The sequence below is a fragment of the Synechococcus sp. Nb3U1 genome (assembly GCF_021533835.1).
In the GTDB taxonomy this organism is placed as follows: domain Bacteria; phylum Cyanobacteriota; class Cyanobacteriia; order Thermostichales; family Thermostichaceae; genus Thermostichus.
Genome location: NZ_JAKFYQ010000001.1, coordinates 111,411 through 123,721, shown reverse-complemented (window position 1 = coordinate 123,721; position 12,311 = coordinate 111,411). Strand labels below are relative to the sequence as shown.

The following is a 12,311-nucleotide window of genomic DNA, read 5'->3' as shown; positions in this document are numbered from 1 at the left end:
AATATTTACGGAAAAAGCTGCGCAATAGCGCAGATCTCAAGAAGAATGTGCTTATGTTAAGCAGTGAGAGATCCCTATCGATCGTCGCCGCCAAACGGAGCCAGCTCCTGAATCGCGGGCCTGGACAGGCCGGATCCCACTGCAGGGGATCCCTGGTAACCCACCTGTGCAAGAAGACAGAAAATCTCTTCCGTTAGGATGAAAAACAGTCTGCGTAAACGTTGCCGAGCTTTTGCATGACCTTGTTGCCCTCTCTGCCTGCCAAATGTGGTTCCGGTGATGATGTTGATTCCGTTCTCCATTTGGAGGGTCGCCCTTTGCCTGTTCCAGTGGAAGTGAACCCCACGTCGCCGCCCCGCCCCATCCTCACCTTGCAGGGACGGCAAGCTACCCTATACGTGGAGCTAATTCAGGCTTCTCCCCACAATCTTGAGTCAAACTCCGGCACTCAATCGGGATCCCCAGTCATGCTCTGGGTACGGCCTCTCTCGCTCAAACAGGGATCCCAGGTGTGGAATCTACGCTCGACCTCCGATCTGCTCTGGCCCGCCGCCGGGTTTGTGCCAGCCTATGCAGAAGACATTTTGCCCCTGATGGAACAGGCCAGGGATCCGCAGGGCTCTGAACAGCCGGCCCGCCAGTTGTTGCAGGAGTTTTTGCAACAAGCCTGGGAACAACCCTCTCAAAGCTAGGTTCCTGCACCTGAATGGGAAGCAGCCAACCCTTCTAGGGCGGATCCCAGCAAAGCCAACGCCTGGTCGATCTCCGCCGGAGTGACAATCAGAGGCGGCACAAATCGCACCACCTGAGATCCTGCCGGCACCAACAACAGCCCCGAATCCATCGCTGCCTTCACCACGTCAGCTGCCGGGATCCGCACCATCAACCCCTGGATCAGGCCCCAACCCCGTACCTGCTGGATCAGCTCGGGGAATCGTTCCGCCAGTCGAGATAAGCCTTGGCGCAAATAGGCCCCTGTTTGCTGAGCATTCCAAACCAAACTTTCCAGCATCAAGGTGCGACAGACCGCCAAGCCCACCGCACAGGCCAAGGGGTTACCTCCAAAGGTACTGGCATGATCCCCCGGCTGAAATACGGCACAAAAGTCCTTCGCCAACAAAGCCCCAATTGGGATGCCGCCCGCCAAACCTTTCGCCAAGGTAAACACATCCGGCTCTACCCCCAAATGGCAGTGGCCCCAGAGCCTACCGGTACGGCCCATGCCCACCTGCACCTCATCCAAAATCAGCAAAATGCCCCGTTGGGTACACACCTGGCGCAACCATTGAAAATAGGCGGGATCCCCTGGTAAAACCCCCCCTTCTCCTTGCAACGGCTCCAGCAACACGGCGCAGACTCGCTCGCCAAATTGGTTCAAAACCGCTTCGGTACCCTCAATGTCGTTGTAGGGAATGTAGGCAAAGCCGGGGACAAGGGGAGCAAAGTCTTTTTGGTATTTGGGCTGGCCAGTGGCGGTGACGGTGGCTAGGGTGCGGCCATGAAAGCTGGCATGAGCGGTGAGAATCACCGGATCTGAGATCCCGCGCACCGTATGGGCATACTTGCGAGCCAGTTTGAGCGCCCCTTCATTGGCCTCCGCCCCAGAATTGCAAAAAAACACCTTGTCGGCACAAGAATGTTGGGTCAGCCACTGGGCCAGTTGCGCCTGCGGAGGGTTGTAGTAGAGGTTGGAAATGTGGTGCAGTCGTTGCGCTTGTTCTGTAAGGGCCTGAATCCAAACCGGGTGAGCATGGCCCAAGGTGCAGGTGGCGATGCCAGCCACAAAATCCAGATACTCACGCCCCTGTTCATCCCAAACGCGACATCCCTGCCCGCGCACCAACGTCAGGGGATAGCGCCCGTAGGTGGACATCACATGGTCGGCAAACAGAGCAGCGGTTGTCGGGGATCCCGTGGTGGCCTCAACAAGGGTAGAAGACAGGGGTGACATAGCTAAGGAGAGCTGAAAGGTGGGTAGGATGCACAATCCTTCGAGTGTATCACCGTGCTTTTCGGGATGATATCCTGACGAGACTCAAAGGTAAGGGAGCCAACGGATGTCGCGGCGGGGGGTAACGGTTTGGTTTACAGGGCTGAGCGGAGCGGGCAAAACCACCCTGAGCCAAGGCGTGGCCCAACAATTGCGCGCTTGGGGGCTGCCGGTGGAGGTATTAGACGGAGATGTAGTGCGGCAACACCTCACCAAGGGGTTGGGCTTTAGCAAAGCGGATCGGGATGAGAACATTCGCCGCATAGGCTTTGTGGCAGGGCTTTTGACCCGGCAGGGGGTGATTGTGCTGGTGTCGGCCATTTCCCCTTATCGAGTGGTACGGCAGGAAGTTCGTCAACACATCGGCAACTTTATTGAAGTGTTTGTAGATGCACCGCTGGCGGTATGCGAAAGCCGGGATGTGAAAGGACTTTACCAAAAAGCACGAGCCGGATTGATCCAGAACTTTACCGGCATTGATGATCCTTATGAGCCACCAGACTCCCCGGAAGTGATCTGCAAAACTGCCGAACACAGCATCTCCGAAGGTGTCCATCAGGTGATGCGATGCTTACAAGACAAAGAATACCTTTAGAGACTGTTTACCACGGGGGAAATCGGCATACAGCCTTTTTCCAACTTCATGCAGGCCCTTGAGCCAGGCAAAAAACTTATCGAGCGAGGGATTAACCTGAATCTGCTGCTGTAGCTCGCCATTGGATACCGTTGCCGGCACGGTAGAAAATCGCGTTGAGCACCGCACGTAAATCGACTTGAGGAGTCTGCCGACCCGTGGGTCTGTTAGTCAACGCTGGTTCTTTTTTGAGCTAAGTTTTGTGTTTTATCAGTGCATGAGAGGCTAGGGGTGGAAGAGTTGTCGTGGCTGGTGCTTGGCCTGAGCTATATCGGGCTGGGCCTAGGATCCCTGCCCAGATTGCGCATGAACCGGGCCACGATTGCTCTAGTGGGATCGGCTCTATTGATCGGCTTGGGGGCTTTGTCGTTGCCGCAGGCATGGGGGGCGATCGATCCGACCACGATCGTGTTTTTACTGAGCATGATGGTGGTGAATGCCAGCCTATCTTATGGGGGTGCGTTTCAGGTGGCTCTGGTGGGCCTGATTCGCGCCAGCCGTAGCCCCTTTGGCCTGCTGATCATGCTGGTGTTGGGCAGCGGGTTGCTCTCGGCTTTTCTGCTCAATGACACCCTGGCGCTGGTGTTCACTCCCCTAACCTTGCAGGTGACGACGGTGCTGGGGTTAAACCCGATCCCTTACTTGTTGGCGCTGGCGGCGGCTACAAACCTGGGCTCTGTCGCTACCCTGAGCGGTAACCCCCAGAATATTCTGATCGGTTCTTTTTCGGGCATTGGCTACCTGGAATTTGCCAGCTCCATGACACCGATTGCGATAGTGGGGTTGCTCTTGGAGGTGGGGTTGCTCTGGCTGTACTACCCCCAGGTGCGCTCGTTGAAACCCTTTGCAGAGGTGCCCTGGATACCGCTGCGGCTCTATCCGCCCCTGTTGCGCAAGAGTGTGGTGATTACGGGGGGGCTATTTGTAGCGTTTGTGGCCGGGATCCCGTTGGCGGAATCCGCCTTGGTGGCGGCGGCCCTGTTATTGATCACCCGCAGGTTGAAACCGGAACGATTCTTAGGGCAGGTGGACTGGAACCTATTGGTGATGTTTTCTGGGCTGTTTATCCTGACGCGGGCGACGCGGGAGCTGGTGGCAGCGAGCCCATGGGGGACAAGCCTATGGCCTTTGGCGGAGGGGCTAGTGGGATCCCCGGTGAGTTTGTTAGGGAGTGTGGCGGTGTTGTCGAACGTGATCTCCAATGTGCCGGCGGTATTGTTGTTGCAGTCTTTGATCCCACGACAGGATTCCACCGCATGGTTGCTTCTGGCTGCTGGATCCACTTTGGCGGGCAATCTCACCCTATTTGGGGCGGTGGCCAACTTGATCACGGTTGAAGCGGCAGCGAAAAAAGGCTACATCCTCACCTTTGGGGAGCATTTGCGCTTTGGCTTGCCCCTGACGGTGCTGACCTTGGGCTTCACCTGGCTGTGGTTGCGCTGAGTCAGCTCCATAAAAATCATCGGGAATGAACCCGGTTGGGAGCCCTAAGTGAGGGGGCGTGACCCAAGAAACTCCCTGATCCTGACCCTATCCTGACCATTTGTAAATGGGGGTGGGTGAGGTTCTGTCTCTGTGTTATGCTGTAGTTCGAGATTTCTGTCGGTTGCAGTGTTCGTTTCTTCTGGTCTTGACGGGTTTTCACGTTTCGTATTGGCAGACGGCTCTCCGAACATCTCAGTTGTTGTTACTCTCTCTCTTTCGGAGATCTGTTCATGTCGATTTATGTCGGTAACCTTTCCTTTAAGGTAACTGAAGCGGATTTGACCGCTGTTTTTGCTGAATATGGTTCTGTGAAGCGGGTGCAAATCCCTGCTGATCGTGAAACGGGCCGCATTCGCGGCTTTGGCTTTGTGGAAATGAGCTCGGACACTGAAGAAGAAGCTGCCATTGCTGCTCTGGATGGAGCAGAGTGGATGGGGCGTGATCTGAAGGTGAACAAGGCTCGTCCACGGGAGGAGCGTCCTGCCTTTGGTGGTGGTAGCGGTGGCGATCGTCGTCGCAATTTCCAAAGCCGCTATTGATTTTTGTTGATTCTGCTGGCTGCTGCTAGCTCAGTAGGTCACAGTCGCCCATAGTTCGCTGCCGGTAAAGGAGTTGATTCGGGGATCCCCATCAACTCCTTTATTGTCTTGATTTTTTATCGCAACTTCACGGAAGGGGTCGGCCAGGGATCCGTTAGATTGGCCGTCAGGGGATCCCATTCCCATCCCCAGTCTTGGGCAATAGCTTGAGTGAGGCCCAGTTGGCCGTTGCCGGGGTAGCGAGCCAAAGCTGCCAGCAAATCGATCAGTTGATCTCCTTCTGGGATGCGGCCCAAAATGTGTAACCCATCCCGAATCTGGGATTCTTTGAGCTCACATAGATAGCCATCCAACCGATTCAGATCCTCCTCCGTTTGCAGATTGAACAGCTCATTCAAATGTTCAGTTCGGGCTATTTCCTGAATTTGGGCACGAATCAAAGGACAACGTCCGGGATCCAACTGTTCTGCCGCTACATACTCATCCATGAGCCGCTCCAATTCTGCCAAAGGGCCATACAACTCGGCACGGGTCAGGGGTGGCGTGAGGTGGTCGATAATTACCGCTTGGGCACGGCGCTTCGCCTGGGATCCCTCCCCAGGATCATTGACGATAAATGGGTAAAAGTGAGGCATGGGCCCCAGGGCAATCTCTGGGTAACACTCGGCAGAAAGGGCCGATCCCTTGCCCGGCAGCCATTCTAGGTTGCCATGCTTGCCCACATGCACGATGGCCTGTGCTCCAAACACCTGTCGCAGCCACAGATAAAAAGCCAAATACTCATGGGGAGGCACTAAATCCGGAGCGTGGTAGTTCAAGGCCGGATCCCGGTCATACCCTCGTGGTGGTTGGATGCCAACAAACACCTGCCCCAACTGTAGACCCACAACCGGAATATCCCGAGGGGGCGGATCCCCCCATTGCTCGATGAGCTGGGTCTGGATCTCGTCCGGCAGTTGTCCGAACCACTCCCGATACACTTGTGCCGCAAGGGATTGCTGGACAGGACGCAGGGATCCCAGGGGGTCATAAGTGTAGCCGTGGGTTAGCCAGGTGATCAGTTCATCTCCGCTTTGGGGTAGCCAGGGGATCCTGTAGCCCGTTGCCTGGAGGGCCTGGAGAATCTGTCCACAACTGGCGGGGGTATCTAGCCCGACCCCATTGGCCAGCCGCCCGTCCCGGTTGGGGTAATTGGCCAGGATCAACGCCAGCCGCCGCTCTGAAATGGGGGTACGCCGCAACCTTACCCAGTTGGTCGCCAGATCCGCTACAAACTCCACCCGATCCAGTACGGCCTCATAAGCCATCACCTCCGTCTGCAATCGGGGATCCACTTGTCGTACTGCCTTGAAAGAAACCGCCCGACTGACAATTCGCCCATCCACCTCCGGCAAGGCCACATTCATGGCCAAATCCCGCGCCCCCAACCCCCGCCTGGAGGCTTGCCAACTGGGCTGGGATCCGCCACTTAAGATCACCTGCAATACCGGCACATCCAGGGCCTGCCAAAGGCTGACATCAGGCTGGTCACTGTCCAATCGCGCCAAAGAAAAACTGGTGGTGTTCAATAAAACTTCAATTTGGCCCCCAAAATGATCCCGTATTGCCTGGGGGAAGTTCGGTTCTTGCAGGCCGGAGGTGTAAAGGCAAATGGGCTGTAACCCTCGTCGGGCCAAGGCTGCGGTCAGTTGATCCACCGGCTCCGTATTGCCCGCTAGCACATGGGCGCGATACAACAAAATCCCCACAGCCGGATCCCCTCTCGGAGTCGTGGGAGGCGTGTACATCCCCAGCCTGGGCAGCACCTGGGGATCCCCTACCGGATACACACAACCCAAGACTTCTGTAGCCAAAAAAGAGAGACTGGCTGCCACATTCTCGGATCCCCCCTCCAGCCAGTACCGCCATACCCGATCCGCTACTGCCAAGCTGACGGTGGAATGGCTAACCAGATCCCAATCGGGACGATCATCCCCTGGCATGACAATCAGATGGGATCCTTCCTCAGCGACGACCTGTTTGGCCACTTCCAGCCCATAGCTCCAATAGGCCCGCCCCCCCAACAGCCGAATTAGGATGAGCCGTGCCTGCCGCAAAACCTTCTCCGCATAGTCATCAATGCTCAAGGGCTGTTGTAATTGCAACAAGTTGGCCGCCCGTACTGCCGGGAACCCCTGCGGCAGCAGCTGCATCGCCCCTGCCAGCGCACCCAGATCAGTATCCGCTGCGGTGAGCACCACCACAGGAGCCGGATCCTGTTCTAGAAAGATGACCCCAGATTGCGAGGGATCCCATCCCCCCGGTACCGCTGCAATTCGATGCACAGGACTGAGTTCCCCCGATCTGTTCGCTCCAGACGATACACCATACAGTCGCCCAATTGCCAAGGTTCTCCGGCTGGGATCCCAGGCATTCATCCCATGGTCGAAATCGGTCAAAAGGATCGGGTGCGAGTGTTGCTCCCCAGAGGATCCACCCGGATTGCGGCTTACTAGCCGCTGATCAACCCTTAAGCCACCTGGGGTGTTGGCCCAGTGTTGGACACCATGCCCGCCAAGCGCGGTGAAAACTGACGGGTTGCCCGGACAAACTCCTGAAAAAGACGAAAATGCTCAGCCTCTTCAAAAGTAAATTCTGGGTGCCACTGCACGGCAACTGCCCAAGGGTGCGTTTCGTGCTCGATCGCCTCAATCAGCTCATCCGTAGAGCAAGCGGACAAACGCCACCCCGCTGGTACATCACAAATGGCCTGATGATGCCAAGACACCACCGAGATTTCCTCGGCACCGATGATTTGTTGCAGTCGTGTCGAGCTGAGAATGCTGACTTTATGGTGAATGGGTTTACGATCTTCTGGGTTGAAATGATCCAGTTCATCGTACACATCCGGCACATGTGGGATCAGTTTGCCGCCACTGACCACATTCAACAACTGCATCCCCCGACAAATGCCCAACACGGGGATCCCTTGACTCATCACAGCTTCAGCTAGAGCCACCTCAAATCGATCCCGTTCTGAGTTGACATAGCGCACCTTGGGATGCTCGGGATCCTCACCATAGGTACTGGGGCAGAGATCGCCACCCCCCGTCAACACCAGTCCATCCACCAAAGACAGCAAAACCTGCGGTTCACTCTCGCCCGGAGGAAATAAGATGGGGATCCCTCCGGCAGCCCGAATGGCATCGATGTAACGGCCCGGCGCGATAAAGTTGCCCTCGTCGTTACGATTGCGAGTGGTAATGCCGATCAGCGGTCGATCCGAAAGAGGCGGTGTTCGTTTCATCCCCATACCATAACCCTATCGCGTTGGCGGTGCAGAGCAGCATTTTCCGATTTGTTAGGGGGCTTTTAGCGTGGTGTGCGTCCGGTCACAACCTATAGTCACAACTTATGGCTATTCCAGAGGGGTTGAAGGCCTATTTAAGAGCAAGAGATACCGTTGGAAACAGGACGAGATAAGGTCTTGCCAGGATTGAGCAACCCATAGGGATCCACCTGTTGGTTAAAAAGCACTTGTTTAGGATCCACGACTTTTTTGCCTGCTTCTTCCAACAGGTAGGTATGGGGGTTGGGAATGGTCACCCCATGTTGCTCATGAAAGGTCATGATCGCCTGCAAGCGTTCAGGAGTGGAATAACGCACCACCTGCCCACCGCCAGCGATAACTCGCCCACCCACCCGTTGAAATTCGATGTGCATCACTACTTCTTCCCCAAAATGATCGATCATCTGCTCGATCAGTCGCAAACTTTCGCTTGGATCAGCAGGAAAGCGACTTTGAATATAGGTCAGCCCTGGATCCGCTGCTCGAGCGTGCAAGGTGGTGTGGTTAAAGCAATAGTCGGTGAGGGTGGTGCCTCTGCCCGCATCTGCGGCAGCCTTCACCCAACAGAGGGTGCCCCCATGCTCTTGGGCCAGGGCTTGTAGAGCTTCGTACCCAGGCTCGATGAAAATAGCCAGCACACAATGGGATCCACTCGGAATGTGCTCTCGCAGCGCCGTGAAGTAGCTGGGGATCGGCCAAGCATGCTGGCTGACCAAGCGGGTGGGGATCCCGGGGGCATTGGCCAAATCAAACCCAAAGCGTACCGAATCCATCACGTTCGAGAAGGCAATGATGCACTCCGCCCAGGGCTGCGCCCGTGCCAAGGAAATTTCCAGCTCCGTAATGATGCCGCTGATGCCCCAAGAATGGGTGACTTGTCCCACCTCAGATCCCCGCAACTCCAGGATCCGAGGTTCCTCTTCTAGGGTGATCACCCGCACCGCGTACACATTGCCGGGCTCTTTCAAAATGCCGTAGTTCACGGAGCCAACACCGCCAAAGCCCCCTCCCAAAAAGCCACCGTAGGTGGAAGTTGCCGCCGTGGAAGGGAACATGCGCAGCTCCCAGTGCATTTTACGGGCTTCTTTATCCAGTGCTGTCAACCGGACTCCTGCTTCTACCCGGGCCAAACCCGGCTTCACCCAGACGATCCGCTGCATACGCGACAGATCCAACACCACACCACCGTACAAAGGGACAGCCTGCCCGTAGTTGCCGGTGCCACCGCCTCGCAGGGTGATCGGGATCCGCTTTTGGGCGCAGGTGCGGGCGATGCGAATCACTTGGGCCTCATCAACAGGGCGAGCGACGAAATGGGCCCGTTTATCTGCCAATTGCTCCCTGAGAATGGGGCTGAAATGGTGCCAGTCTTGGGAGAGTTTGCCCACTTGGGTACTGTCTGTGATCAGCTCGATCTCTTGCCATTCGGCCATACAGGCGGTCAGCCAGCCTGTAGAGGTGCTGGGCTTGAGAACGGCTGTCATGAGGCCAAAGATCCCAAAGAAGACTTGTAAAGACAAGGTGAGTTTAGGGGATCCCCAGGCTGTGGTTTGTGATCCCTGCAACAATGCTTACAGCCTTTTCCGACTTTACACAGGCCCTTGAGCTAGGCCAAAAACCTTATGGAGCAAGGGATTGATCTGAATCTGCTATATTAGGTAACGCTGGAAAAGGCTGCACTTTAGAGTGGGAAAAAGCCAAGACCGTTGTGAACCCTAGGTAGAATTCGCCGGGATCCCGGCAATCCATTATCCGCTGCATTCTCAGGGTTACCAACTTCTAAGAATGGGCGCTCCCAATTCACAGCTTCTCCCTCTAGCACTAACGTAGAAGAATTGCCTCCATCCAAATTCAAGGCATGCCGACAGCCCAACTGCAGCATCAACTGGGCCATCTCCAGCAGGGTGAGCCCTTGGTTTTCCTGGGCATTGCCTGCTGTAACCCACAACAAATGTCCGCTCTCCAACAGGCCAATGGCGCTACGAGCTGCTCGCTGAGTGCGAAAAGTCGGCTGAAACCGCTCCCGTTCGGCATCTAACACCACCTGCCCATCCAAAAGTAACAAAGGCCCGGCCCCCAGGAGGTGAGGATAGGCTTCCAGCTCTGGTGGATCCAAAGCCAAGTGAATGCTGAGACGATCTCCGACGACCAGTTTTTGGGCTTCCAGGGATCCCTCTAACTCCCGGGCCGCTAATACATAGCCCCCCCCTGGAATCGGCACACTGACACTGCCCGCCAAGCCCGCCGGAACAATGGCCTGTACCTGTCCCTCTTGCACCTGGAGAACGGTTTCATTGTCGGTTTGGGTGGTGTAGGTGGATCCCCAATCGGAAGTAAATTGCGAGATCCCGGCGACGATATAGCCTGTGTTGATGCCCATGAGCGGGATGCGATCCCCAATACCGTTGCGCAGCTCCGCGTGCATCTGCAGCCGCCCGAAGCGTACCGCTCCTTGATCCGACCAAGCCACGACTCCACGGCCCAAAATCGGGCTAGAAATCCAGCGGCCCTCCAAGCGAATGGCCCCCAGTGGCTGACGGGTGTTGCGGTTAAAAAAGCCTCCATTAATGGCGGCTAAGGCGCCTTGTTCGCCAGCAAAGGAGGACAGCTCCCGTAGGCCCACCAACCCCGTCGGTTCAGCCCAAATTGGGCGCAGGCGACCGGCCGATGGCGAAAGGGTCAAAATAGAAACCGGGATCCGATTCCCCCCGACCCAGGTTTCCTCTTGATATAACGGGATCCCTTGCACCAGGCGAGCAGGAACCATCTGGGCTTGCGCCGGAGCCGTGTGAACCAGTACCACAGCCATTGCCGCCAGCCAACCTTGAGCCTTTTTGAACATATCTTTGCCTCCCTGCCTAGACCCAGCTCTGGGGCGGATCCCTGGGCAAAAGCCTATCTTGTCTGGCCCATCAGTTCCTTTGGCCTGAGCATAAACCGTCTTGGCCAGATCCGAACCGTTCATCCCAGCCTTCCGCTCACTCCCAATTCGTTCAGCACCACTGGTTGGCCCGCAGGTTATCCTTGGCCAGACGAGCCGTTTCTTCGGTTCGTTTGGCACGGGTATCGGATCGTTTGGCATTGCTGATCCACTCTAGAATGCCCCGTTTGACCGAGCGGGGAAAGGATCATCCCCCTGCTGCAAAGGTCGCCATCAAAATCAGCGACAGCAGGATGCCGGGAAACAGCAACGTTACCAATGTCAGCAACTCGGAAGGGGTCATTGGGTAGTGCTCCCGCTCATGAAGGCTTGCAACAGCTTCTACGCTATCGAGCCCGATGGGGATCCGCGGCATCCTTTTGGGATCCCTTAACACTTCCAGGCCGACTGGGGAGTTCAACCCATCAACCTTGACAAGGGCATCCTCCAGTATTCTGGCAAAAGATGAGCTCAGAACAAGCAGCACGATGGGCGTACAGGGCACCCGCATTGCCGTAGAACCCACCGGGATCCGCCCCTGGATCCGAGAAGCCGTTTTGGCCGGTGGCGGGCAAATCGTCTCTGTGGCAGAAGCTGAGGCTTTGGTTTGGGCTGATGCTTTTGATGTGACGAACCTGAAGCGCTGTTTGGCGGAGGGCCCCGGGATCCGTTGGATTCAGTTGCCTTGGGCGGGGGTTGAGCCTTTTGCCAGAGCTGGGGTTTTGGATCCGGCCTATGTCTGGACCTGTGGCAAAGGGGTGTATGCCAAGCCGGTGGCCGAACATGCGCTGGCGTTACTGTTGGCGGGTTTGCGAGACTTCAAAATCCGGGCTTTGGCCCAGAGCTGGCAGCGGGGATCCGGAGTGAGCTTATTTGGGCGGCGAGTGGTGATCTGCGGTGCGGGGGGCATTACCGAAGTGCTAATCCAGTTGTTGCGACCGTTTCAGTGTGAAATCGATGTGGTGCGGCGCAGGGCTGATCCGGTGGTGGGTGCAACACGGGTGGTAACGCTGCCAGAACGCCAAAAGGTCTTGACCGGAGCAGATGGGGTGATCTTGGCCCTGGCCCTGACTCCAGAAACTCAGGGAATGATTGCCCAACCGGAATTGGATGTGATGGGCTCCCAGTGCTGGCTGGTAAATGTGGCGCGGGGCAGCCATATCGTGACTGCGGATCTGGTACAGGCGCTCCAGCAAGGAAAGATCCGGGGGGCTGGCTTGGATGTAACGGATCCCGAACCCCTACCGGATGGGCACCCGCTGTGGAGCTTGCCCAATTGCCTGATCACCCCCCATACCGCCAATACAGAAGCGATGGCCATCCCGATGCTTTCGGAGCGGGTTCAGGAAAATGTGCGTCGATTTGCCTTGGGGGAACCCTTGATTGGGCAAGTGGATCCCCTGTTGGGGTACTAG

Annotated in this window: 11 protein-coding genes and 1 pseudogene; 5 read left to right on the top strand and 7 right to left on the bottom strand. The window is 56.5% G+C overall.

Going from position 1 to position 12,311, the window contains the following annotated elements; genetic code table 11:
- Positions 1 to 236 precede the first annotated feature (236 nt).
- Positions 237 to 692 carry a hypothetical protein gene (locus L1047_RS00570; protein WP_235276644.1) on the top strand — a complete coding sequence of 152 codons (456 nt, stop codon included), beginning with the start codon at positions 237 to 239 and terminating at the stop codon, positions 690 to 692.
- On the opposite strand, the gene L1047_RS00565 is transcribed toward L1047_RS00570, so the two are convergent.
- A complete protein-coding gene (locus L1047_RS00565; RefSeq protein ID WP_328286052.1) occupies positions 689 to 1,873 on the bottom strand; it encodes an aspartate aminotransferase family protein in 1,185 nt (394 codons plus the stop codon). The two genes, L1047_RS00570 and L1047_RS00565, sit on opposite strands and share 4 nt — an antisense overlap.
- A gap of 184 nt (positions 1,874 to 2,057) precedes the next feature.
- Here L1047_RS00565 and cysC point away from each other — a divergent pair, with 184 nt between their 5' ends.
- The 3 genes from cysC (at position 2,058) to L1047_RS00550 (ending at position 4,648) form a co-directional block, all read left to right on the top strand.
- On the top strand, positions 2,058 to 2,585 hold the full coding sequence (gene cysC, locus L1047_RS00560; RefSeq protein ID WP_235276640.1) for an adenylyl-sulfate kinase: 528 nt from the start codon (positions 2,058 to 2,060) through the stop codon (positions 2,583 to 2,585).
- A 270-nt stretch (positions 2,586 to 2,855) separates the two neighbouring features.
- Complete coding sequence (locus L1047_RS00555) at positions 2,856 to 4,067, top strand: anion transporter (RefSeq protein ID WP_235276638.1); 1,212 nt, start codon at positions 2,856 to 2,858, stop codon at positions 4,065 to 4,067.
- A gap of 272 nt (positions 4,068 to 4,339) precedes the next feature.
- Positions 4,340 to 4,648, top strand: a complete 309-nt coding sequence (locus tag L1047_RS00550; RefSeq protein ID WP_235276637.1) for an RNA recognition motif domain-containing protein — start codon at positions 4,340 to 4,342, stop codon at positions 4,646 to 4,648.
- A gap of 116 nt (positions 4,649 to 4,764) precedes the next feature.
- Here the strand turns inward: L1047_RS00550 and cobN are convergent, their stop codons facing one another.
- The 6 genes and pseudogenes from cobN to L1047_RS00525 form a co-directional block, all read right to left on the bottom strand.
- Complete coding sequence (gene cobN / locus L1047_RS00545) at positions 4,765 to 6,972, bottom strand: cobaltochelatase subunit CobN (protein ID WP_235276635.1); 2,208 nt, start codon at positions 6,970 to 6,972, stop codon at positions 4,765 to 4,767.
- Between the two features lie 185 nt (positions 6,973 to 7,157).
- Positions 7,158 to 7,940: a gamma-glutamyl-gamma-aminobutyrate hydrolase family protein gene (locus L1047_RS00540; RefSeq protein WP_235276633.1), complete on the bottom strand. Its 783-nt coding sequence runs from the start codon at positions 7,938 to 7,940 to the stop codon at positions 7,158 to 7,160.
- A 131-nt stretch (positions 7,941 to 8,071) separates the two neighbouring features.
- Positions 8,072 to 9,460 carry an FAD-binding oxidoreductase gene (locus tag L1047_RS00535; RefSeq protein ID WP_235276631.1) on the bottom strand — a complete coding sequence of 463 codons (1,389 nt, stop codon included), beginning with the start codon at positions 9,458 to 9,460 and terminating at the stop codon, positions 8,072 to 8,074.
- Between the two features lie 197 nt (positions 9,461 to 9,657).
- Positions 9,658 to 10,941: a phosphodiester glycosidase family protein gene (locus tag L1047_RS00530; protein WP_235276629.1), complete on the bottom strand. Its 1,284-nt coding sequence runs from the start codon at positions 10,939 to 10,941 to the stop codon at positions 9,658 to 9,660.
- 28 nt (positions 10,942 to 10,969) lie between these two features.
- Positions 10,970 to 11,092: pseudogene (locus L1047_RS16705) on the bottom strand (YdeI/OmpD-associated family protein); the annotation flags it as partial.
- A gap of 12 nt (positions 11,093 to 11,104) precedes the next feature.
- Entirely contained in the window at positions 11,105 to 11,272 is a 168-nt protein-coding gene (locus L1047_RS00525) for a hypothetical protein (RefSeq protein ID WP_235278946.1), read from the bottom strand.
- 112 nt (positions 11,273 to 11,384) lie between these two features.
- On the opposite strand from L1047_RS00525, the gene L1047_RS00520 reads away from it, so the two are divergent.
- Positions 11,385 to 12,311, top strand: coding sequence for a D-isomer specific 2-hydroxyacid dehydrogenase family protein (locus L1047_RS00520; protein WP_235276627.1), 927 nt, complete (start codon positions 11,385 to 11,387; stop codon positions 12,309 to 12,311).